Genomic DNA, 22,763 nt, shown 5'->3' with positions numbered 1-22,763 from the left:
TCAATCAACATTGCCACCCCTGCTCCATCAAATCTAATATTGCACCAATAGGACTTACTCCACCCGATAGTTACACCATCACCGCCACGGAACATCTACAGCATCATTACCATCACCAATTAATATCATCAATACAAACACGGCTATTAAGCTCCACTCAACATCATCAGGATCAACACCGCTATCACCGCCACAAATCAATATCAGCAGCAATAACACTACCATCGCCATCAGGAGCACCACGAAAACACATCATATTCATCATAGCTCACCAACAATATCAACAAACTAATATTAGTAACAGAACAGAAGCACCATGAGTGAAAGAACGGTATAAATCCCGTAGAATTGGCTGAAACGAGCTATGTGTGGCGAATGAACGGTATAAATCCCGTAGAACTAGCCGACCTGAGCTATGTGAGGTGAAAGAACGGTATAAATCCCGTAGAATTGGCTGTAACGAGCTACGTGGGGCGAAAGAACGGTATAAATCCCGTAGAATTGGCTGAAACGAGCTACGTGGGGCGAAAGAACGGTATAAATCCCGTAGAATTGGCTGAAACGAGCTATGTGTGGCGAAAGAACAGTATAAATCCCGTAGAACTAGCGACCTGAGCTATGTGAGGAGAAAGAACGGTATAAATCCCGCAGAATTAGCTGAAATGAGCTAACGTGAAAGAATGAGAGGCAAAAATGCCTTAGAATACGCCGAACCGAGCGACGGAGGAGGAAAGAGAGGCATTAATGCCCTAAAGTACGCCGAAACGAGCTACAGTGGAGGAAAGAGAGGCATTAATGCTCTAAAGTACGCCAAAACGAGCTACAGTGGAGGAAAGAGAGGCAAAAATGCCCTAGAATTCGCCGAAACGAGCAACTATGGAGGAAACACGGTATTTTTATCCTAGAATGCTCCTCTCCCCCTAACCCCAAAGATCAAAAAGCACATAAACCAACGTTCTCCCATATTCTATAGGCAAATGCCTTTATTAAAGGGGAGCGACTGGATGTTAAGGATTAGGTTGAATGAGCTGGGGAAAGGGAATGACAATGGTCTGATACAGGCGGATGTATGGAAATGGGATGGCATTGGCTGGAACGAATATATTACTCAGCAGGATGAGGATTTCATACGCACGGAAGAGGAGTTATTCGTCACGATTCCGGCAGAAGCGGGATTATATCGTGTAGATTACTCTAATAAGCCTTTTGAGGTGCCATACTTATTGCCGGAGTGGGTGGGGGACGATCTGCGGACCACGGGTCTGCATCCGGCGCCGTTTAATCTCAAAGAGGGCACACTTTGGGGATATATTAATGACGAGGGCCGTGTTCAGATTGAACCCCGGTACGAATATGCTGAGGATTTTCAGAAGAACGGTCTTGCCGTAGTTCAGCGAAAAAATAGCAGCGGGCTCATTGACAGCACTGGAAGAGAACGAGTGAAGCCGATCTATTCATTTATTGCGCCTTTTTCGGAAGAGCGCGCCGTAGTGTCGGATGCCAAGGGGTACACTTTTATTGATGAAAAAGGCAAAGAAGTGACGTCCGCCCGGTATGATTATTTGAACTCATTACATGAGGGGCGTGCACTATTTTCAAAACAAAATACGACCGGCGGCCAATCGCAATATGGATATGTGGACGCGCAAGGCAAAGAGGTGCTGCCCGCGATTTATGTAGATGCCAATGATTTTATGAACGGCGTGGCTTTGGTTAAAATCAAAGAAGGAGAGTATGCGCTCATCGATCCGGATGGGAACATTCTGCATACGTATAACCATCCTTTCGTTGGAAGTCCGGGAGAAGGTTTACTAGCCTATCAAGCGACTGAAAACGGTAAATATGGCTATTTAAATACGGATGGTTCTGTAGCCATTCAACCGCAATTCACCTCTGCTTTACCTTTTTCAGAGGGACGTGCGGTGGTGAATACCGCTGAGAATTATGGCAACGCCTACGGGCTGATTGATAAACAAGGGAAAATGATCATCCCGGCAAAATATTATGAAGTATTGCAGCTAGGTGAAGGCAGAGTAGCCATAGGAACGCCTGTATTCCCCAGCCAGCCTTATCGCGGATCACGTTACGTAATTGCAGATGCGGAAACGGGAGCGGTCCTGAGCAATCACACCCTGCTTGGCGTGAACAATTATCAGGAAGGCTTGGCGTCTGTATTTGATGCTAAAGATACCTATTTTATCGATAGAAGTGGAAAAAAGGCAGCCCAGCCTCCAGTTATTCCAGGTGCAGGAACACTCACCCTTAGCGGACGTTTGATAAGAGCAGGTGTAGATCAACGCACATCTTATTATGATCGGCAGGGAAAGCAGGTTTGGCGCCAAAATGGAGTCATTCCGCTGAGACCTCCCTATTCCGTAGTGGAGAAGAAATACAAACCGAACAGGGATTATCTGGTGTATTATCCGGTCGTTGAGGGGATTGCAAGTGCGGAAGTTTCGCGAGAGGTTAACGATAAGTTGCGCAAGCTATCCCTTGCTGAAGACGTTGGGAGTGGAGGGGTTTCCCAGGACTTTAGTTATAATGGTGATTTTTCAGTCTCTTTCTTCCGTAAAAACCTGTTGGTGCTGGAGCTGACCGGTTATCGTTTTCCTTTTGGAGCAGCACATGGAATGCCTACCAAAATCTATCCGCATATTAATTTGCGCAGCGGCAGGTTCTATAAGCTGGGGGATTTGTTCAAGCCGGGCAGCAGATATGTGGAGAAGCTCAGTAAAATTGTGGGCAAACAGATCGAGAACGATCCACAATATTCATATGTTTTTCCGGATACGTATAAAGGAATTACCTCGGATCAGCCCTTCTTTGTAGATAATGAAGCGTTGTATCTATATTTCGCACCTTATGAGATCGCTCCGTATTCTGCAGGTTTTCCAACCTTCCGGATTCCTTATGCGGAAATCATGGGATTGATCTCTACGGAGGGCGAGTTCTGGCAATCGTTTCATTAATCGTCAGGTATCCATAGGTTTGCTGAAGTTGCCGTCCTTTCGGGGAGGGCGACTTTTTTCGCTTTTTTTCGCTTTTTTTTCGCGAATAACAGATAAAATGGTATTTTTAGGCAGGGAAACAGCGAAAGAAAGCGAATGTATCTAGGAATCGGAAATCTTACAGTCAAGACTATTATATGTAAAAAATTAGAAGCGCACATTTGAGAGATTTATGCTACAATGACTGAGGAACAAATTACAACTTTGTAACATTTGTAGATGGTCACTCTAGGCAGAAGCATATATTACACGCAAGAAAAAAGGAGATGGCAGATTGAAGAACAAGACATTAAAAGCAATCATCGGTGGTAGCGTGGCAGCTGTTATGGCACTTAGTATTTCTCTTCCATTGGAAGCAAATGCGGCATCGAATGAATCGACAGTAACAATAAAAGGCACAAGTTATGAGCAAATATTACAATATTTTAAACAAGCTAATCTTGAGGGATTCCCTTTTTCGAATAGCACAATCGTGGTAACTAAGCCGCAAACTGGAACAGTACCAAACAAAGACAACACGACCACAACTACAACTACAACTACAACTACAACTACAACTACAAAACCGGTTACAAAGCCAGCAGACACAACTACTGTAACTAAGCCAACAGATAATACAACTACAACAGGTGCTGTGAGCAATAAAGGAACCTATGTTCAGCAAATCGTAACGCTGGTAAACAAAGAACGTGCAGCAGCTGGTTTGTCACCTGTAGCTGGATTGGACAGCCTGCACAAAGTTGCCGCTACAAAAGCTACAGATATGCGTTCGAATAACTATTTCTCACATACTTCACCTACGTATGGTTCACCTTTTGATATGATGAAATCCTTTGGCATCACTTATAAAGCCGCAGGTGAGAACATCGCAATGGGACAAAAAACACCAGAAGAAGTAATGAAGGCATGGATGAATAGCCCAGGTCACCGCGCTAATATTTTGAATGCTAACTTCAATTATATCGGTGTAGGTTATGATAATAATTACTGGGTTCAAGAGTTTATTGGTAAATAATACGAGTAGATGCTTCAGGAAGAAATCGTTCTCCGATGTAAGTCGGGGAGCGGTTTTTTTTGTGTGGTGAAGATTAAAAATGCAACAAAAAAAGAAGCAAGGAATTTGTCCTTACTTCTTCTGTCTAGCTCTATGGGTTATGCAGGGGTCGAACCTGCGACCTGCCGATTAAGAGTCGGCTGCTCTACCAGCTAAGCTAATAACCCGTAATGTCTAAAGAGTCAACGGTGAATATTATATAATGGCATTAATTAAAAAGCCAGTATTTTTTTATTTTCAAAAAAGTCCACACTCGTTCCTCGGCAAAAACACTGTAGCAGCGGGATTTTTTTCTTTGCTAGACATTTGCAAAACTTGTATGGAAGAATTATGTTTATGTAACATAGTTAAGATCTTTGTAAATTGTGGAACAATACATAATAGAACGGCATACGGAGGGATAGCTTTGAAGGATTCGAAATGGACATGGCGCAGCGTCAGCTTGATTTCCATAGTAACAACTATAGTTTTGATGGTTGGTTTAGTTTATGCGGTTAAAGATATTATCTATCCGGTCGGAGAGGTTACCGAGAGCAGCTTGCCTCAGCAAACAGCCGCACCGGTGACGGAGACTGTCAAGCTCCTCAAAATTGTTGCGCTCGGGGATTCGCTTACCAAGGGGACCGGTGATAACACCGGAGAAGGGTTTGTTAAGCGTACGGTTACTGGTTTATCCGCAAAAGGTGTCACAGTAGACTTTTTAGGCAATATGGGGATTAACGGGTTGACTACTGCGGGGCTGTTAAGCAAACTGAACGAAGATGGTGTGGAGTATGCCTTGCGCATGTCGAATGTTGTTCTGCTATCCGTCGGAGGAAATGATCTGTTTAAGGATTCGGATATTCTTGAGAATAATGGGGCGCAACAGGGCAACACAACTTCATCAACCTCTGGGCAGGAGCTGACTCCAGAGTCTTTATTAGCCGCTCTGCCAGAAGCAGCAGCTAGACTGGAGAAGATTCTCGATAAAATCTCACAGATCAATCCGAATGCGCAAGTTTACTATATGGGGCTGTATAATCCCTTTGGCGATATTCCAGAATTACTGGCACCAGGCAATCAAGCGGTAACGAAGTGGAATAATACGGCAATGGATATTATTAATGAGCATAGCAACATGACCTTGGTTCCTACGTTTGACTTGTTTAACAGACATTTGGACAAGTATCTATCCACCGATCATTTTCATCCTAATGGTGATGGCTATCAGCGAATCGGAGAACGGTTCATACAGGCTGTGCAGTAGTATATAGGTGAGTGTTAAATTTTGCAGTAAGATCATGTAGGTAAATGCCCTTTGAGCAAGTACAAACCGAGAAAATGACAGTCACAAGGAGCTAAATTAAATATGACAAAAGCGAATAGTGAAGACTCCGGCACAGTCGTCTTGTCTGTGGACGGGGTACGTAAAAAAATAGGACGAAAATGGATTATAGATGATGTCACTTTCGATGTGAGAAAAGGGGAGATTTTCGGCTTTCTCGGGCCTAATGGGGCTGGGAAGACGACCACGATCCGCATGCTTGTGGATTTGATTCGACCTACTGAGGGCAAGATTACAGTATGTGGGTACAATGTGAACCGAAATCCGGAAAAAGCATTGCAATATGTAGGCTCTATCGTTGAGAATCCTGAGGTATATACCTATTTGACCGGGTGGGAGAATTTGCAGCATTTTGCCCGGATGCAGCCTGGCGTAGACAATGAACGTATTAGCGAAGTGGTAGATATTGTTCGATTAGATCAGCGGATACATGATAAGGTAAGTACATACTCGCTTGGGATGAGACAACGATTAGGCATTGCGCAGGCGCTGTTGGGACGTCCACGGCTGCTTATTTTGGACGAGCCGACGAATGGACTTGACCCTAAAGGCATTAAAGAGCTGCGAGAATTCATTCGCAAGCTGGCGGATGAAGGGCTGGCGGTGTTCGTATCGAGCCATCTGCTTAGTGAAATTCAGCTTCTTTGCGACCGTGTAGCGATTATTAGTAAAGGGCGTGTATTGGCAGTAGGTGCGGTAGATGAGCTGATCGCTCGTAATTCGCCGTATGTACTTTGGGAGCTGGAGCCTTTTGCTGAGGCCCGGGAAATGCTGGCTGATCGTTCAGATATTCAAATTCAGAAACTGGAAGACGTCACATTAGATGACTCAATTATTGCCGGGATGGGCCCCAATTCTTTAATAACGATCATGGATCAGGATCTGATCCCCGAGATTGTGGCCGTAATGGTTACTGCTGAAATTGAGGTGAGAGCTGTGCATAAAATTAATCCGACACTGGAACAGCTATTCTTGAAACTAACGGAGGGTGAGAATGTTGAGTAACTTGCTTCCGCTAATCCGTAATGAGTGCTTGAAGATTATAAAAAAGAAACGGTTTTATGTTATACTGCTGATTCTGATTGTACTGGTGCCTATGTTCACCTATGCACAGATGCGTTCAGCCGAACGGAGTCGGGAGAAATTTAAATCCGATTGGCGGCTTGAGATCCAGCAGCAGATTATCGATAATCAAAATTCACTGGGCAGTGACCGGATTCCAGAGGAATGGAAGACTTATCGGCGAATATTTGTACAACAGCTTCAGTATTATCTTCACCATGACGTTAATCCGAATGAACCTAGCGGGGTTACCTTTACCCGAGAATTTATGGATAATTCGGTTACATTATTTATTCCATTGCTCATTATGGCGGTGGCCTCAGATTTGGTCTCGGCCGAAAGGACAACTGGAACTATCAAAATGCTGTTGACTAGGCCGGTCAAGCGTTGGAAGGTGCTTTTTAGCAAAATGACAGCACTGCTAATGTTTGTCTCGCTTATCGTACTTTCCACATTTGCAATCAGTTACTTTATCTCTGGTCTCGCCTTTGGTTTTAAAGGTTTTAATATTCCTGTTTTTACAGGCTTTAAAATCAGTGGTGATTCGCTAGATATGTCTACTGTACATGCAGTGCCCCAGTGGAAATATATGCTTATGCAAGGTGGTTTGATTTGGTTCGTCAGCGTAGTGGTTGCACTGCTCGCGTTCATGATCTCGGTGCTTGTTCGCAGTACTGCGGCGAGTATAGTAGTTATGATGGCAGCGCTGATTGCAGGTAGTATACTGACCAATATGGCCTCTGCCTGGACAACAGCAAAATATTTATTTATGGTAAATCTTGGACTGACCAGCTATTTGTCTGGTACTCCCGCCCCCATTGAAGGGATGTCCTTGTCATTTTCCATGGCTGTGCTGGCTGTATGGGGGGCCGCTTCGGTGATCATTTCATTCGCCGTCTTTACGAAAAGGGATATTTTGAATTAGAATGAACAAAGTGACCAAAACGTTTGTTTGCATTTCTTAGAAATATAGGAGAGTATAATTTCACGTTATATTCTATCCTTAGGTTTTTGGCAGTAACGGATACCGTTCTTAACATAAAGGACGGCCAAGCCGTTTCTTCTTAGTATAGAGAAAAGAAGGAGGAGCATGAATGCTCGAACAGATCGATATGTTTGCTGAAGTTTCTAATAACGGCGAGAATGGCCGTACTGGATACGATGCTGACGACATTCAAGTGCTCGAAGGTCTGGTTGCAGTACGCAAACGACCTGGCATGTATATCGGCAGTACGAGTTCTTCAGGACTACATCATTTAGTATGGGAAATCGTAGATAATGCCGTAGATGAGCATTTAGCCAAGTATTGTACAAAGATTGACATACTGCTTCGCAAGGATGGCTCGGTAACCGTTAGCGATAATGGACGGGGGATCCCAACTGGAATGCATAAGACAGGGGTACCTACCCCGCAAGTTGTATTTACAATTTTGCATGCGGGCGGTAAGTTCGGTGGATCGGGTTATAAAAAATCAGGCGGTTTGCATGGCGTAGGGGCTTCTGTCACAAACGCTTTGTCTGAATGGCTCGAAGTAGAGATTTATCGTGAGGGCAAAATCCATCGGCAGCGGTTTGAGTACTGGGTGGACAAGAAGGGCAAGGAGCATGTTGGCGAACCTGTAACTGGTCTTGAAGTTCTGGGTAACACCAATAAAACGGGTTCGAAAATTACTTTCAAGCCAGATATTCGTGTCTTCCCAAATGGAATTGCTCTGAATTATGACACGCTGGCAGAGCGGGTTCAGGAGATTGCTTTTCTGAATTCCGGTTTGCGTATTACACTGCAAGATGAGCGGAGCAACCGTCAGGATGAGTTCTTTTATGAAGGTGGAGCCAGTCAATTTGTGCAGTTCCTCAACGAAGGTAAGGATGTTCTCCATGATGTTATCCATTTCAGTGCAGAAAAGGATGATATCGAGGTAGAAGTAGCTCTGCAATACAACGGAGGCTACACAGAAACCTTGGCTTCCTTCGTAAACTCCATTCCAACTCGCAGCGGGGGCACACATGAGACCGGCTTTAAAACTGCGTACACTCGTGTATTAAATGAATATGCCCGCCGCACGCAATTGCTTAAAGAAAAAGATAAAAACCTGGAAGGTAATGATCTGCGGGAAGGCATGATGGCTGTTATCAGTGTAAAAATGTCCGAGGTTGAATTTGTTGGACAGACGAAGGATCAGCTTGGCAGTGCTTCCGCCCGTAGTGCAGTAGATTATATCGTTTCTGAAAATATGGCGCGTTTCTTGGAAGAAAATCCACAAGTTGCGCAGAGCCTTCTGAAGAAATCGATTCAAGCGTCGAAAGCGCGGGAAGCGGCACGTAAAGCCCGCGATGAGATCCGCACAGGCAAGAAACGCAGCGAAAGCTCGAATCTTGGCGGTAAGCTGTCTCCTGCACAATCAAAGGACGTTACACGTACGGAGCTGTTTATCGTGGAAGGTGATTCCGCCGGTGGTTCAGCTAAGCAAGGCCGTGACTCTAAGATTCAAGCGATATTGCCGCTAAAAGGTAAACCGATGAATCCGGAGAAAGCTAAGCTGCTGGACATCCTGAAGAACGACGAGTATAAAGCAATTATTTCTACAATAGGTGCTGGAATTGGTCCGGATTTCACCGTCGAAGACAGCAATTATTCTAAAATTATCATTATGACCGATGCCGATACCGATGGAGCGCATATTCAGGTGCTGCTGCTGACATTTTTCTATCGTTATATGAAGCCTTTATTAGATGCAGGTAAGGTCTTTATCGCTCAGCCTCCACTTTATAAGTTGACCCGCAAAACGGGTAAGCTGGAGACCGTAAGGTATGCATGGAGTGATGAAGAGCTGCAAAATTACTTAAAGGAATTCGGCAAAAACTTCGAGCTTCAGCGTTATAAAGGATTGGGCGAGATGAACCCCGATCAGCTGTGGGAAACAACGATGAATCCAGAGTCGCGTACGCTGCTTCAGGTACAGATTGAGGATGCTGCTAAGGCGGAGCGCCGTGTTTCAACACTTATGGGTGACAAAGTCGATCCACGTAAACGCTGGATTGTTGAAAATGTCGATTTCACCGAAATTGTAGAGTAATGTCAGTGCTGCAAGTGACGATAATCCCGATTTTCTAAGAGCTTGGTGTTTATGGGACCTAGGGGAATTTTGGAACTGTAGGAGAGATAGTGCCCGGAATTCCAAAAATCTCTGAAGTACCTGAGAATCACCACACTATTTTAAAACGGGCAGTTTGAGGAACAGAAGGTGAGCAAAGTGAGTAGTTTATCAGAACAATTTTTGCCGGCATTTCTGGAAGAGGTCGTCGGTGACCGCTTTGGTCGGTATTCCAAATATATTATTCAGGACCGGGCAATCCCCGATGTCCGTGATGGACTTAAACCCGTGCAGCGCCGGATTCTTTATGCGATGTACGACTCCGGCAACACCCCTGACAAGCCATACCGCAAGTCAGCCAAAACTGTCGGAGATGTAATGGGTAATTACCATCCACATGGTGACTCCTCTATTTACGATGGTATGGTACGTATGGCACAGCCTTGGAAGATGGGGCATGTGCTAGTTGACGGTCACGGCAACTGGGGCTCTATGGACGATGACCCAGCAGCGGCAATGCGTTATACAGAAGCACGGCTGTCTCCCATTGCAATGGAGATGATGCGTGATATCGAGAAGCGGACGGTCTTGTTTAAAGATAACTTTGACAATACCGCCAAAGAGCCTGTTGTGGTTCCTTCCCGGTATCCGAATCTGCTCGTAAATGGCACGAGTGGGATTTCTGCTGGTTTTGCCACTGAAATTCCGCCACATAATCTGCGTGAAGTAATTGACGCTTGTATCGCAGTGATGCAGAAACCAAATATTGAGCTGGAAGAAATTATGACCTTCATGAAAGGTCCGGATTTCCCTACAGGCGGCACAATCATGGGCGGAGACGGCATCATGGATGCTTACCGCACAGGTAAAGGCCGTATTTACCTGCGCTCCAAAACAGAGATTGAGAATATGCGGGGCGGCAAGCAGCAAATCGTGATCACGGAAGTTCCATTCCAGATTGTAAAATCACGGTTGGTTACTTCCATGGAGAATATTCGGCTGGAGAAAAAGATCGATGGCATTGCCGAGGTTCGTGATGAGAGCGGCCGTGAGGGACTGCGGATTGTAGTCGAACTCAAAAAAGAGGCTGATGCTCAAGGCGTGTTGGCGTATCTGCTCAAAAAAACCGATCTTCAAATCACCTATAACTTCAATATGGTTGCTATTGTTAACAAAGCACCTCAGCAGCTTGGTCTAAAAGCCATCCTGGAAGCTTATATCGCACATCAGCGTGAAGTTGTGACTCATCGCACCCAGTTCGATCTGGAACGCGCTGAAGACCGTGCTCATGTCTTAGAGGGCTTAGTTAAAGCACTAAACATTCTGGATGAGGTTATCGCTGCGATCAAAGCGTCGAAAAATCGTCAGGATGCTCAGAACAATCTCGTATGGATGTTCGGCTTCAGTGAACGCCAAGCCGATTCGATTCTTACTTTGCAATTGTATCGTCTGACCAATCTGGAGATCACTTCACTCCAGAAAGAGTTAGATGAAATGATGGCAAAGATTACACATCTGCGCGGCATTTTGGATAGCGACAAAAAGCTAGTTGCTGTAATTCGTAAGGAACTGCTGGAGATTCGCGACAAATACGGCATTGATCGCCGTTCTCTGATCCAAGGCGAAGTCGAGGAGCTCAAGGTTAGCCTTGAAGCGCTGGTCAATGCGGAGGATGTGCTCGTTGCTCTTTCAGCAGATGGTTATATTAAGCGGACTAGTATGCTTTCCTTCACCCGTTCTGGTGGGGAGCGTCATACCTCAGGCGTCAAAGAAGGCGATCATATCGTCAGGCTGCTGGATGTAAATACCCGTGACAGTCTGCTGGTATTTACCCGCAAGGGGCAATACTTCTTGCTTCCTGTGCACCAGATTCCGGAGTTTAAATGGAAAGAGCCTGGTACAGCGATTGTGAATGTTATTGGATTGTCTAAAGGAGATGGAATCGTTAGTGTGATTCCGGTGAATAATCTAGATGATCCGCAGCAGAGCCTTGTGTTTGTCACCCGTCGGGGTCAGGTGAAGCGTACAGAGCTCAAGGAATACTCTACAAGCCGTTCTGGAGCTGTAGCGGCCTGTAAGGTAGCCGAGGGTGATGAGATCATTACAGTGGCTTCTAGTACGAATGACAAGGACATTGTGCTGGTCACCCGTGAGGGAATGAGTATCCGATTCCATGAGAATGAGGTTAACCCTATGGGTCGCGTTGCATCCGGTGTAAGAGGAATTCAGCTGCGCGAGGGCGACGAGGTGATTTCCTGCTTCTGGGTCAGCGAAGATGAAGGCGAAATCCTTGCTATTTCTGATATTGGTTATGCGAAACGTTCATTACTTGTGGATTATCCATCACAAAGCCGTGGTGGCAAAGGAATGCCAACCTTCGAATTCAAGGAAGGCAAACGAATACGTCCAAATGGCAGCAGGTTAGCAGGGGCTTTCTATTGCAAGGAGCCATTAGAACTGAATGCCGTTACCCGTGAGAATGCCCACCATACGTTCTCCTCTGAATCAGCGCCGCTGGGCGAGCGTCGTTCTACAGGCAAACAGATTGTAGCTGTGGAGAAAAAGGATGAGATCATAAATCTTTTCCCATCAGTTCATTAAAACTAGCGATTAACAAGTGATTTTATAACGGCGTTTAGTCCGCTCTTTTGGAGGGTTGACTAAGCGTCGTTTTTTATTTTTTTATGCTGAAGGTCCGGCAGATTTATTTTTTCTTCGTTTGCAGGAAATGGAAGTTGTTTCGCGAAAATGTAGATATACCGGATAGAACCGCGAGGAAAGGAAGGAATAAGTGTGCATGCTTCTGAATTCAGTAAAATTTGGCATAAGATTTTAAAAGATTATAAATTACATATGGACAGTAATCTTGCTCCAACGCTGACGGATGCCCAACTTACTGTACTTGAACTGCTTCAGGAACGCGACGCCATGAAGCCTTCTGATCTGGCTCCACATTTGGCGACCAGTCCTGCAGCGGTTACGATGTTACTTGATCGGATGGAGAAGCATGAGCTTATTGTGCGGGAAAGAGATGCTTCGGACCGGCGGATTGTATGGGTAAGCATAACGGAGACTGGAATGGAAGAAACTGCACGGGGTCTAAAGATTCGCAGTGATTTTTTTGCGGAAGCGCTTGATCCGATCTCCTCTCATAACCAACAGTTACTGCTCTACTTAATGGGCAAAATGGTTGTTACAACTACACCGGAGGGTTCTACACCTTGAAGCAAATAGCTTGGCTGTATCACTACTATGATGAATCTACAGGTCCATTTCAAAATCTGTCTGATCTGCCATCCCAAGAAGCGGAACAGGTTCTGAATGATCTACGTCAGCGTAATAAAGGTTTTGCGAGTAAGCGTTCAGCAGATTATCTAGATATTCGCCGGGGTCTTGAAGCAAAGGCCAGGGAATTATTTATAATAAAAGGTGGTAAGCCTTCTAGAGCCTGTCCGCATTATATGACGCTGGGAGAATGTCCGGGGTTATTAGACTGGTATCCTAGAGGTAAAAGCCTGCAAATTACTATTGAGCAGTTTGATCCTGCTTCGATCAGTTTCACTTACGGGGATTTGTTTCCTACTATGAGATATAAAGATGGCAAACCTTATCGCAATCAAGTTTATACATGGGACGAGATTATAGATGTAATCGATAAATTCGGTATGCCACAGGAATGGAATGCCAATGGTGACAAGGGACCTGAACGATATATTGAGGTTCAAATTTGGGATGATAAGCCTTTAATAAATATGATAGGGTATTAGATTTGGATCTACACCCCATTTAGAATATATGTATAAAGAGCCGATGGAAGCAATGCGGAAAATGTTGAAGAAGATAGAGGCGTTTAGAAGAATTGGATGAATGTAGAAATATATAGAAATATATAGATATATATAGAAGTATATAGAAACATTTAGAAGCGTTTGAAAGTATATATAGGTATTTAGTGGCATCTAGAAGTAAGAGAAACATGTAGAGGTATCTAAATGTATTTAGTTGTATTTTGTACAGCTATTATTTGTAAATTACTCGAGCATTGAGATATAACTGTATTTTATACAACTATTTTCTTGATTTACTTCTCTTTTTACAGTTTCCCTGATTTTTAGTTGTAAAGAGTACACTTAAAATCCGACCTACTGTTTTTTTATTCGGAATAAGTGTATAGAGTGCAGTTATCTTACTTTCATTTCAGATTCCAACTAGGATCCACTACTGTACCACTACTGTACCACTGCTGATCCATCGCTAAACAGAGCGGTGGACCGTTAGCTAAGTTCAGGCTGGAAGGTGGAAAGGATGTTTAATCTCTCAAAATGATGTTTAATCTCGAAGGGATGTTTAATCTCAAAGGGATATTCAATGCCCGGCTGGAAAAATCGGACTAAGCATATCCTGCGGAGCTAGGAAGAACACTCCAGCGTGGCCCCTCTTCCCATAGTCTGTCAAGTAGCAGACGCAGAACCAAAAACAAGGCAGTGATTCTCCACTAACCGGAGAATCACTGCCTCGTTTTTATCGTTTCAATGCTTAGAAAGGGCTGCTTCAGGACAGCCCTTCTTGTAGTGTTTCACGCGGCCACAGATCCCAAGGATGGGTTTGTGGGGGCAGAGAGATGAGTTCCACTTCTTCTTTAGTAACAGGGTGAGGGAATCCTACAAGTGCTGACCATAACGCAATTTGTTGCCCCGGTCTGTTCACTGAAGCCCCGTACTTCTGATCACCGTATAATGGACAGCCGATCGAACTCAGCTGCACCCGAATTTGGTGGGAACGCCCTGTAAGTAAATCAATCTTAAGCAGGCTGTATCCTTCTGCACTGTCAAGCACTGTGTAATCCAGAATTGCTTCCTTGCCGCCGGGAGTTCCTTTTCGAACCACGGTGACGGTGTTACTCTTTGCGTCTTTAAGCAGCGTATCTGTAAGACGGCCACGAGTGGCTGGCGGTTTACCATGCACGACTGTTAAATACACCTTATGAAAGCCGTGAGTACGGACACTCTCGGATAGTCTTGAAGCCGCTTTGGAAGTCTTGGCAAAAATCATTGCGCCCCCAACCGGTCGATCCAAACGGTGGACCAGACCGATATAGACGTTGCCGGGTTTGTTGAAACGTTCCTTCACATCTTCTTTCAGCAGGTTCAGCAGGTCAGGATCGCCTGTTGCATCCTCCTGAACAGGAATATTCACGGGTTTTACAATCCCCAGAAGATGGTTGTCTTCGTACAACACTTCAAAGCGTTGCGATCCGCCGCTTACAGCCTCATTGTTGCCGGAACTATGCTGTGTCATGGCTTACGCCTCCCAGCGACCCAGGATACCACATGGCAGGTTCATGCCGGAGGAGGTGATCGGAAGACCAATTTCGCCGGAGGTAAGTTTTCCGCCATAACGTTTGCCCATGGTCATGGACAACATGTTGCGCAGTACAGTTGGAGAAATTCCAGTGGTGTAGGAATTAATGAGCATGAACAATGGGTTGTCGCTCATAATCTCCATACAGCTCTCAAGGAAAGGGTACAAGCTTGATTCAAGCTTCCACATTTCTCCACCAGGTCCTCTTCCGTAAGAAGGAGGGTCCATAATAATCGCGTCATATTTACTGCCGCGGCGTTGTTCACGTTGTACGAACTTGAATACATCATCCGTGATAAAGCGGACTGGACGTTCTCCAAGACCAGACAGCTGAACGTTTTCTTTCGCCCACTGCACCATACCTTTGGCTGCATCCACGTGAACGACAGACGCACCGGCACTCGCCGCTGCCACAGTAGCTCCACCTGTGTAAGCAAAAAGATTCAGCACTGAGATTGGACGGTTAGCCGCTGCAATCTTGTCCATCATCCAGCTCCAGTTGGCTGCTTGTTCCGGGAATAGTCCTGTATGCTTGAAGTTTGTAGGACGTAAGTGGAATTTTAATTTACCGTAGCTAATCTTCCAATCGTCCGGAATGGTTTTTTTCATTTCCCATTGTCCGCCACCAGCGGAGGAACGGTGATAATGTCCGTGCACATCACGCCATTTAGCGGTCTCATTATTTAGAGGCCAAATAATCTGTGGATCAGGACGACGCAAGATAATATCGCCCCAGCGTTCGAGCTTCTCTCCACCGCCTGTATCAATTACTTCATAGTCTTTCCAATCGCTCGCTATATACATGATTTAATCCATCCTTCAAAAAAATTCATTTAGCCTTTATTGTACAACATTTCACCTGATTGCTACAAACAAATTACGCCTCAGCCAGCTTCACCAATTATTTTGTCCAATGCTAATGAAGTGTATAATATTCCCATGCTTATGCGGCTATTCAACTGGTGCTTCATGACTTGATTGTGTATGATCAGATAGTAGAGTTCTTACCCTATTTACGATCGGAGAACTAAAGCTATGTTTAATCTCTCACCGCTGTATTTCCCTATAACTGCAAAACCCAACCACACTAGTGAGTTTCTGCCCAGCCATGCCTTGCAGCCGTTTATTCGCTGTTTTTGGGGTTCTGTAGATGTGGAGTCTATACAACAACCTGAGACGGAGACAATAATTCCGGACACCTGTATGGATATTATTTGGGATTTGGATAGAGAATCAGGTAATACAAACACTTTTTTCTCCGGCATCAATGACACTCCATTTGAAGTCTCTTCAGACAGAAAGCCAGGGGGGAGTTCAACCTTTGGTATCCGATTTCATTTCTGGGGGGTTCATTTTTTTGCAGATGATCATCTGCGGAATGTCTTGAATGCACATGTCGATGTAGAACAATATTTTGGCACTTTTAAAAAAGAGCTTGGTCATCTATTGGAGAAAGTAAACTCGATGGACGAAAGGATTGCAGCCGCTGAAGCCTATCTGCTTCGTCGTCTTGAGCGTAGAGGGCGGACTAACGATCGGATGATGAACGCAGTCTATACTATGGTTAAACAAAAAGGGATTGTGACCGCAGAGGATTTGGAGACCAGTTCTAATTTAAGCAGACGACAACTTGAACGGCTTTTTCAAGAATATATAGGTGTATCGCCCAAAAAAACAGCAGATCTCGTGCGGTTTCAGAATGTATGGCGGGAGATGTGTCATTTACCTGGGCAGACGAAGAATATGCAGGATCTTATTTTCGCGTATGGTTACAGTCACCAGTCCCATTTTATCAATAATTTCAAAAAATATGCAGGAAGAACCCCACTTGAAGCCTTGGTCTATGCAGACCGAAGAATGTCGTAATTTTGCAATACAAAGCGTGTCAACCTTGTTAGACTAAACCCAAGTAAGAAATGAGACATATTATGAGAATGAGAGGGGACAAGTTATGATTTCGTCTTTTGAAGGGACTAACATTTACACTAAAGATACTGCGGTGTCAGCTAAATTTTATACGGAGGTACTAGGAATTCCTATGCCTTTCGAAGGTTACGGTAATTTCGACGGGGCAAAGCTTGGCTTTGGCAAGAAACAGCCGGGAATTATTATTTGGGATGCTGCAAAGTGGGAAAATCTTACGACAGGTTTTGTTAATTTAGTATTCGGCTGTGATAATCTGGATGAGACATACGAGCAGTTGAAAGCTAAGGGACTGGATTGTCAGCCACCTGTTACGATGGAATATGGCGGTAAAGAAATGAATTTTCGTGATCCTGATGGGAATCACATAACCTTGCTGGAAGGTGCTTATTAAGCTTCTTTTTAAGAAAAATGAGACGGAGCGCAAACCTCAACCGTGTGTAATAACGGGGAGTTTGCGTTTTTTTAACTTTATTTATTGACAATGATAATCATTATCAAATAGAATGAGGTGAAGCGTATATGATTTAAATTTAAGGTGTTAGTAGGGGAGGAACAGGAGTTTATGGCTAAAGTGCTTGTGGCATATGCTAGTTTAACTGGCAACACTGAGGAAATGGCTGAATTGATTGTAGAAGGAATACGCCAAGCAGGCGGTGAGGCTGTTTTGAAGTCAGTCACTGAATGTAATGCGATTGAGATAAAATCATATGAAGGCGTTCTGCTAGGGGCATACACTTGGGGAGACGGAGAGTTGCCGGATGAAGCTCTTGATTTCTATGAGGAGATGGATGAACTTGATTTGACTGCTATGAAGTCAGCAGTTTTTGGTAGTGGAGATACAGGCTACGCCATTTATTGTGGGGCAGTGGATGTTATCGAGGAGAAGCTAAAGGAGCGTGGAGCAGTCATTTTGCAAGATAGCCTAAAGATTGAGTATGGCCCGAATGCTGCCGAAAAAGAAGCCTGCCGTCAATTCGGACGTCAATTCATCGAAGCCTGTATGGCGGTAACCTAAGATGGGTGGGCCAGTGGGAAGTTGGTTTAACAAACCAAGGGATGTACATACCCCTCCGTATAAACGGCTGCACGATTATCGCATGGAGCATATTATGCTGGGCGGGACTGAGAATTTAGCTAGCGGAGCTCCAGCGACGGGGCTCCCACGCTGGCGCCAGCAGGTTCAATATGCTGTGGGGCATACACTTAATGACTTCTATAGTCTGCTGCCGGAAGTGCGAAGAGAGACACCTATACAATTTCTGTTAGAGCGCCGGTGGCCTCCTAGGGGAGATGCTTTTCCCTCCCTTTTGCAATATTGGGATATCAAAACGAGTGTAGCTGATGAGCTCATGCGTATCGTTTCAAGCAATCATCTACAGGAGATTCCAGTGATGTTATATGAACAGTGGCATGTCCCAGTTCCAGCGCTGAATTTGGAGTTATCGATGATTACGCAGCTGGCTTGGAACTCTTCAAAAAGTGGCCGAAGCGTGAACATTCAGAAATTTATGGTTAATGGCAATGAGGATATCATCACTGGATTTATGCATATGGCCAATGTTTTTTGCCATCATGCTTATGGTGAGCCAGCGGAGACCGTGGAAGTTTTCTCGCTGCTGGATGGACGTAAATACTGCTTTGATGGAGAGGCAATCTCGATTATGGAGTCACTGGATTATGTGCGTCTGTTATCCGTATTTCTTGAGCGGGAAGTGTTAGCTGACGGTTCCTTAAGCTGCAGCGATCGTAGAAATGAGAGAGGCGAAGCGAATTATTTACTATAATAAATAGACCTCCTTATCTGCAGGTTAGAACACCAGCAAGTAAGGAGGTCTTATTGTGACTGCTTTATTAAAATCTCAAGAGTAGGTCTGGGGATTAGCCGATATATCGGTAATAATCCTGTTTATTCTGAATGACAAAGCCGCAGCTCTCATACAGCTTAAGTGCATTGGGATTATCCAGTGCGACCTCCAGATTTACACCATTATAATTTTTGCGCTCTCGTTCGATGGTCTGAAGAAGGGCGCTGCGGCCAATGCCAAGCCCACGTAGCTTTTTGTCGACTGTAAATCCATAGATCCAGGATTCATTATCTTCAGTCCACACTCGCATCTTCCCAACAGGCCTGCCGTCCATCTCGATCATAATATTCTCTTGCATACCTTCCTGTTTGTGCAACTCATACTGCTCTGCAGCATCTTCTGTCTTCATATCAAAACCTCCACAATCCAGTTCGACTAGAATGTGTGCCTCTTCTTCACGAGCTGGCCGTAAGACGACAGTCCCTGTTGCTGAGCTGACATCAGATGACACCATGGAATTGCCATCCCATTTCATTTGATATTCAGCGTGATTGAACTGCAGAGGCAAGGTTTGCAGGAAAGCAGTTCCGGATGAAGAAGCGGCGGGTGCATTTAGAAGAAGAGTAGAGACTTTATTGCGCTTGATTATGGTTTGTGCTCGGTTCCACAGAGAGGTGAAGATTCCGCGTCGACGGTAGCCTGGCCGAACCATGCCACAGACCTCCATATCGCTTCCAAAACCATAGAGTCCCAAGAAACCGACCAGTAATTCGTCCTCATAAGTCACGAGCCATTCCGTATCACCTGCGCTTGATGGCTGGCGGAGCATATCCCAATTCAGTTTTAATGAAATTCCTTCATATTGCTCACAGCGTTGTTGTAATTCCTCAATATTCTTAAAAGTGTCGGCAGTCGTCAAACCCGTTTCCCCCTAAAGTGTATTTGAACTATTATAAGTTCGCATAGTTACTAAAAAAGCTTCGCGGAAACGGGAGCAGGTTTAAGCTCTCCCGCCAGTATTCCCGCTCAGCACGTCTTTGTACTCCGGGTGCTTCTCGAATTGATGCGCAGCATAGGAGCATACGGGTACAATTTTTAAATTCTCATTCCGAGCCTTGTCCACAACAGCACGTACAAGCTCTTGTCCAGTACCTTGACCGCGCAGTTCTTCGGAGACACGAGTGTGGTCAATGACCAATTCCCCGGTTCCTTTATCCAAACTGTATGTGATTTCGGCAAGGTCCTTACCGTCATTAGCAACAAAAAAACGTCCGTTTTCATTTTGAATTTGCATCTTATGGCTTCACTCCTAATTAGTTATTGCCTATATTTTACTACCATGAATTGCAAAAAGCGAGGAGCGAACCAGATTGATTGTTCTTCGGGCTGATTGTTGTTTTCCTTGTTACCCGAGGATCGCTGCACTGCATTTTTGTTCATGTGGGCAACATGGCTATAGCAGAATATGAGCAAGTGAAAGTTAACTAACCTCGAGTATTTGTTTTGGTAAGTTGAAAACTGGGAACGCTGGGAATGCTGGGAATGCTGGGAACGCTGGGAACACTGGGAATGCTGGGAACGCTGGGAACGCTGGGAACGCTGGGAACGCTGGGAACGCTGGGATGCTGGGAATGCTGGGAACGCTAGGAACGCTGGAATCCCGGAACCCCGGAACCTCAGAACGCTGGAACCATGGAACCCCCGAACCCTTGGAACCTCGGAACCTCAGAACCTCAGAACGCTGGATCCATGGAACCCCGAACCCTTAACTCTCGCTTGTCCTAATCTCTGCGGAATCTAACGGACCCAATTGACGCTATTTGCACATTTTTAGTCATTTGTGCAAAGTTTCGGACCCCAGTGCAGCTATTCCTTTGGAATAGGCGCGAAATAGGCATTTTTAATGCCCATAGCGCCTATGGAGTCCGATAACATGCTGAAAATGGGATAATACTGCGAATACGGTCAACTGTGTCCGATAGCGTAGGATCCTAATCCGCCGCAGAAGCTTACGGACCAGAGTCCTAATCCCCCGCTGATGCTTACGGTCCAGAATCCTAATTCCCCACTGATGCTTAGGGACCCAGCAGACGCTATTTGCACATATTTAGCCTTTTGAGTAAAGTTTCGGACCCCAGTGCAGCTATTCCTTTGGAATAGGCACGAAATAGGCCTATTTTATGCCCATAGCGCCTATGGAGTCCGATAGCATGCTGAAAAGAGGATAATACTGCAAATAAGGTCAACTGTGTCCGATGGAAGAGTATCCTAATCTCCCGCAGGAGCTTACGGACCCAATAGACGTTATTTGCACAAGGTCAACTGACCGATGGAACAAAATCCTAAACCTCCGTAGAACCTCTCGGACCCAGCAGACGCTATTCGCACATATTTAGCCTTTTGAGTAAAGTTTCGGACCCCAGTGCAGCTATTCCTTTGGAATAGGCACGAAATAGGCATTTATAGTGTCAATAGCGCCTATGGAGTCCGATAGCACACAAAAAAGGGGATAATACTGCGAATAAGGTCCACTGTGTCCGATAGTGCAGAGTTTTGATCTCCCGCTGGAGATTACGGACCCAGCAGACGCTATTAGCACAAGGTCCACTGTGTCCGATAGAGCAGAGTCTTGATCTCCCGTTGGAGATTACGGACCCAGCAGACGCTATTAGCACAAGGTCAACTGTGTCCGATAGAGCTGAGTCTTGATCTCCCGCAGGAGATTACGGACCCAGCAGACGCTATTAGCATAAGGTCAACTGAGTCCGATAGCGCAGAGTCCTGATCTCGCGCTGAAGCCTACGGCAGACGCCATTAGCACAAGCTCAGTTGTGTCCGATAGCGTCCACGCTAACGGAAATGACAGCTAAACCAGCGTGCAATGCAGAGAATTCGGTGCTGAAATAGCAGCTAATGAATTTTTATGCACTCCCGTTTATAGAGTAGCTTGCGTATTCTCAGGATAATACAATAAGATTAAGAGAATATCTCACTACTGAAAAGAACCGCTAGCAGGAGGAATCATTGTGGAATACAAGGTTGAGGTTGAATTTGGATCGATTTATGAATTGTTGAACAGCTTACATACTTATCTCTGCAAAAAATCCTATAAGAAGATTGATTTAGGGGTAGCGTGGGCTAATGAAATTGAAAGCACGCTCAGTGAAGAGCTGTTATCCCGTTTGAAAGAAACCGAACTAAACAATGAGTGGAAAATGTTGAATCTGCTCATTTACTGTTGTCCATTTAAAGATGATGTAGACAGTGTGTTGAACTGGATTGAAGGGTTATCGGTTGGCGAGCTATATGAGACCTTATCAAAATATGTAAAGGTATTTCCAAGCCATATGGAGGATTACCGTAACCGCGTAGTATTTTTACTCTCCGAGTGGAACCGCCAGTACTTTAGCCAATGCAATCCTGCGATTTTGAGCAAACTGCAGCAGCATGCGGATTCCAAGAACATGGAGCTTAATGGACTGGACACTGCGGATTTCGTGAACAAGACGACCAACGGATTTTACTTCATGCCTACGGATGGGCTTAAGAAGCTCGTACTGATTCCACAGTATCATTTTCAGCCTGCTAATATTATCTATTGCTACGGTGAATTAACGATCTGCCATTATGCGGCGTGGATATCGATGGAGAATGAGGAACTCTCCCCTTTTATGTACAGAGCGATCCGTAGTCTGAGTGAAAAAAGCCGGCTAAAAATCCTCCAAGCCCTTAGTGGTGGCCGTAAGACGTTTACCGAAATTGTTAAGCATGCGGGGATCTCGAAGGGGATTGTGCATGATCATATTTTTAATCTTCGTTGTGCAGGTTTACTTCATGCCTATATTGAAGGGGAGAATGTCACCGGATACAGTCTGCGTCTTGAAGGCATTCATCGGATGAATGAGCAGCTATTCGAGTATTTGAAATAATGATTTTTAAAAAATATAACCGCCTGAAAGCCAGGACTTCTCTTATGCAGAGAGGGTTTTGGCTTTTTTTATTTATTTTAATTATCGCCTAATTCTGTTTATGGAGAATTTTTTTGAAGTTCTCTCTTTACAGAACTAGAAAACCTTTTTATAATGAACATCAGATGTTATTCATACTTAACGGGTAGGAATTATAGTT

General features: G+C 44.8%; 19 protein-coding genes and 1 tRNA gene. 14 read left to right on the top strand and 6 right to left on the bottom strand.

Features of this window, described 5'->3' with window-relative positions; genetic code table 11:
- Positions 1 to 78 precede the first annotated feature (78 nt).
- Positions 79 to 231 (bottom strand): hypothetical protein, encoded by a 153-nt coding sequence (locus tag NST94_RS19835; protein WP_175617299.1) that lies wholly within the window; start codon positions 229 to 231, stop codon positions 79 to 81.
- A gap of 773 nt (positions 232 to 1,004) precedes the next feature.
- Between NST94_RS19835 and NST94_RS19830 the strand changes: the two genes are divergently transcribed.
- Positions 1,005 to 2,969 carry a WG repeat-containing protein gene (locus NST94_RS19830; protein WP_339281196.1) on the top strand — a complete coding sequence of 655 codons (1,965 nt, stop codon included), beginning with the start codon at positions 1,005 to 1,007 and terminating at the stop codon, positions 2,967 to 2,969.
- Between the two features lie 313 nt (positions 2,970 to 3,282).
- The gene (locus NST94_RS19825) at positions 3,283 to 4,023 is read left to right on the top strand and encodes a CAP domain-containing protein (protein ID WP_339281195.1); all 741 of its coding nucleotides are present in this window, start codon (positions 3,283 to 3,285) and stop codon (positions 4,021 to 4,023) included.
- Between the two features lie 133 nt (positions 4,024 to 4,156).
- Here NST94_RS19825 and NST94_RS19820 read toward each other — a convergent pair.
- A tRNA-Lys gene (locus NST94_RS19820) sits at positions 4,157 to 4,229 on the bottom strand.
- 239 nt (positions 4,230 to 4,468) lie between these two features.
- Between NST94_RS19820 and NST94_RS19815 the strand changes: the two genes are divergently transcribed.
- From NST94_RS19815 to NST94_RS19785, 7 genes are all read left to right on the top strand, one after another.
- Complete coding sequence (locus tag NST94_RS19815) at positions 4,469 to 5,308, top strand: GDSL-type esterase/lipase family protein (RefSeq protein ID WP_076127595.1); 840 nt, start codon at positions 4,469 to 4,471, stop codon at positions 5,306 to 5,308.
- A 102-nt stretch (positions 5,309 to 5,410) separates the two neighbouring features.
- Positions 5,411 to 6,391, top strand: coding sequence for an ABC transporter ATP-binding protein (locus NST94_RS19810; protein WP_036685707.1), 981 nt, complete (start codon positions 5,411 to 5,413; stop codon positions 6,389 to 6,391).
- The gene (locus tag NST94_RS19805; RefSeq protein WP_280753148.1) at positions 6,384 to 7,373 is read left to right on the top strand and encodes an ABC transporter permease; all 990 of its coding nucleotides are present in this window, start codon (positions 6,384 to 6,386) and stop codon (positions 7,371 to 7,373) included. Before NST94_RS19810 ends, NST94_RS19805 begins: the two co-directional genes overlap by 8 nt.
- Positions 7,374 to 7,542: 169 nt before the next feature.
- Entirely contained in the window at positions 7,543 to 9,525 is a 1,983-nt protein-coding gene (gene parE / locus NST94_RS19800) for a DNA topoisomerase IV subunit B (protein WP_076127597.1), read from the top strand.
- Between the two features lie 177 nt (positions 9,526 to 9,702).
- A complete protein-coding gene (gene gyrA / locus NST94_RS19795) occupies positions 9,703 to 12,144 on the top strand; it encodes a DNA gyrase subunit A (protein ID WP_076127599.1) in 2,442 nt (813 codons plus the stop codon).
- Between the two features lie 192 nt (positions 12,145 to 12,336).
- Positions 12,337 to 12,768, top strand: a complete 432-nt coding sequence (locus NST94_RS19790; RefSeq protein WP_076127601.1) for a MarR family transcriptional regulator — start codon at positions 12,337 to 12,339, stop codon at positions 12,766 to 12,768.
- Positions 12,765 to 13,310, top strand: a complete 546-nt coding sequence (locus tag NST94_RS19785; protein ID WP_339281194.1) for a hypothetical protein — start codon at positions 12,765 to 12,767, stop codon at positions 13,308 to 13,310. Before NST94_RS19790 ends, NST94_RS19785 begins: the two co-directional genes overlap by 4 nt.
- Positions 13,311 to 14,094: 784 nt before the next feature.
- On the opposite strand, the gene NST94_RS19780 is transcribed toward NST94_RS19785, so the two are convergent.
- Both NST94_RS19780 and NST94_RS19775 read right to left on the bottom strand, forming a co-directional pair.
- Positions 14,095 to 14,841, bottom strand: coding sequence for an RluA family pseudouridine synthase (locus NST94_RS19780; RefSeq protein ID WP_076219226.1), 747 nt, complete (start codon positions 14,839 to 14,841; stop codon positions 14,095 to 14,097).
- A gap of 3 nt (positions 14,842 to 14,844) precedes the next feature.
- A complete protein-coding gene (locus NST94_RS19775; RefSeq protein ID WP_036685718.1) occupies positions 14,845 to 15,708 on the bottom strand; it encodes a class I SAM-dependent methyltransferase in 864 nt (287 codons plus the stop codon).
- Between the two features lie 231 nt (positions 15,709 to 15,939).
- Between NST94_RS19775 and NST94_RS19770 the strand changes: the two genes are divergently transcribed.
- The 4 genes from NST94_RS19770 (at position 15,940) to NST94_RS19755 (ending at position 18,614) form a co-directional block, all read left to right on the top strand.
- Positions 15,940 to 16,770: a helix-turn-helix domain-containing protein gene (locus tag NST94_RS19770; protein WP_280753035.1), complete on the top strand. Its 831-nt coding sequence runs from the start codon at positions 15,940 to 15,942 to the stop codon at positions 16,768 to 16,770.
- A gap of 85 nt (positions 16,771 to 16,855) precedes the next feature.
- Positions 16,856 to 17,221 (top strand): VOC family protein, encoded by a 366-nt coding sequence (locus NST94_RS19765; RefSeq protein WP_076127607.1) that lies wholly within the window; start codon positions 16,856 to 16,858, stop codon positions 17,219 to 17,221.
- Positions 17,222 to 17,392: 171 nt separating this feature from the next.
- The gene (locus NST94_RS19760; RefSeq protein WP_076134641.1) at positions 17,393 to 17,845 is read left to right on the top strand and encodes a flavodoxin; all 453 of its coding nucleotides are present in this window, start codon (positions 17,393 to 17,395) and stop codon (positions 17,843 to 17,845) included.
- Between the two features lies 1 nt (position 17,846).
- The gene (locus tag NST94_RS19755; RefSeq protein ID WP_280753036.1) at positions 17,847 to 18,614 is read left to right on the top strand and encodes a hypothetical protein; all 768 of its coding nucleotides are present in this window, start codon (positions 17,847 to 17,849) and stop codon (positions 18,612 to 18,614) included.
- A gap of 94 nt (positions 18,615 to 18,708) precedes the next feature.
- On the opposite strand, the gene NST94_RS19750 is transcribed toward NST94_RS19755, so the two are convergent.
- Both NST94_RS19750 and NST94_RS19745 read right to left on the bottom strand, forming a co-directional pair.
- Positions 18,709 to 19,554, bottom strand: a complete 846-nt coding sequence (locus NST94_RS19750; protein ID WP_076127613.1) for a GNAT family N-acetyltransferase — start codon at positions 19,552 to 19,554, stop codon at positions 18,709 to 18,711.
- 81 nt (positions 19,555 to 19,635) lie between these two features.
- A complete protein-coding gene (locus tag NST94_RS19745) occupies positions 19,636 to 19,929 on the bottom strand; it encodes a GNAT family N-acetyltransferase (protein ID WP_076308376.1) in 294 nt (97 codons plus the stop codon).
- A gap of 1,732 nt (positions 19,930 to 21,661) precedes the next feature.
- Between NST94_RS19745 and NST94_RS19740 the strand changes: the two genes are divergently transcribed.
- Positions 21,662 to 22,564 carry a winged helix-turn-helix domain-containing protein gene (locus NST94_RS19740; protein WP_280753037.1) on the top strand — a complete coding sequence of 301 codons (903 nt, stop codon included), beginning with the start codon at positions 21,662 to 21,664 and terminating at the stop codon, positions 22,562 to 22,564.
- Positions 22,565 to 22,763 lie beyond the last annotated feature (199 nt).

This window comes from Paenibacillus sp. FSL H8-0282 (genome assembly GCF_037963825.1).
Lineage (GTDB): Bacteria > Bacillota > Bacilli > Paenibacillales > Paenibacillaceae > Paenibacillus_AQ > Paenibacillus_AQ odorifer.
This window is presented reverse-complemented; position numbering and strand designations above follow the sequence as displayed.

Bases quoted from the DNA above. Each gene is read 5' to 3' on its own strand.
- NST94_RS19760 (WP_076134641.1), top strand. From the start codon at position 17,393: ATGGCTAAAGTGCTTGTGGCATATGCTAGTTTAACTGGCAACACTGAG.
- NST94_RS19765 (WP_076127607.1), top strand. From the start codon at position 16,856: ATGATTTCGTCTTTTGAAGGGACTAACATTTACACTAAAGATACTGCG.
- NST94_RS19835 (WP_175617299.1), bottom strand. From the start codon at position 231: ATGGCGATGGTAGTGTTATTGCTGCTGATATTGATTTGTGGCGGTGAT.
- NST94_RS19745 (WP_076308376.1), bottom strand. From the start codon at position 19,929: ATGCAAATTCAAAATGAAAACGGACGTTTTTTTGTTGCTAATGACGGT.
- NST94_RS19830 (WP_339281196.1), top strand. From the start codon at position 1,005: ATGTTAAGGATTAGGTTGAATGAGCTGGGGAAAGGGAATGACAATGGT.
- NST94_RS19810 (WP_036685707.1), top strand. From the start codon at position 5,411: ATGACAAAAGCGAATAGTGAAGACTCCGGCACAGTCGTCTTGTCTGTG.
- NST94_RS19775 (WP_036685718.1), bottom strand. From the start codon at position 15,708: ATGTATATAGCGAGCGATTGGAAAGACTATGAAGTAATTGATACAGGC.
- NST94_RS19770 (WP_280753035.1), top strand. From the start codon at position 15,940: ATGTTTAATCTCTCACCGCTGTATTTCCCTATAACTGCAAAACCCAAC.
- NST94_RS19755 (WP_280753036.1), top strand. From the start codon at position 17,847: ATGGGTGGGCCAGTGGGAAGTTGGTTTAACAAACCAAGGGATGTACAT.
- NST94_RS19780 (WP_076219226.1), bottom strand. From the start codon at position 14,841: ATGACACAGCATAGTTCCGGCAACAATGAGGCTGTAAGCGGCGGATCG.
- parE (WP_076127597.1), top strand. From the start codon at position 7,543: ATGCTCGAACAGATCGATATGTTTGCTGAAGTTTCTAATAACGGCGAG.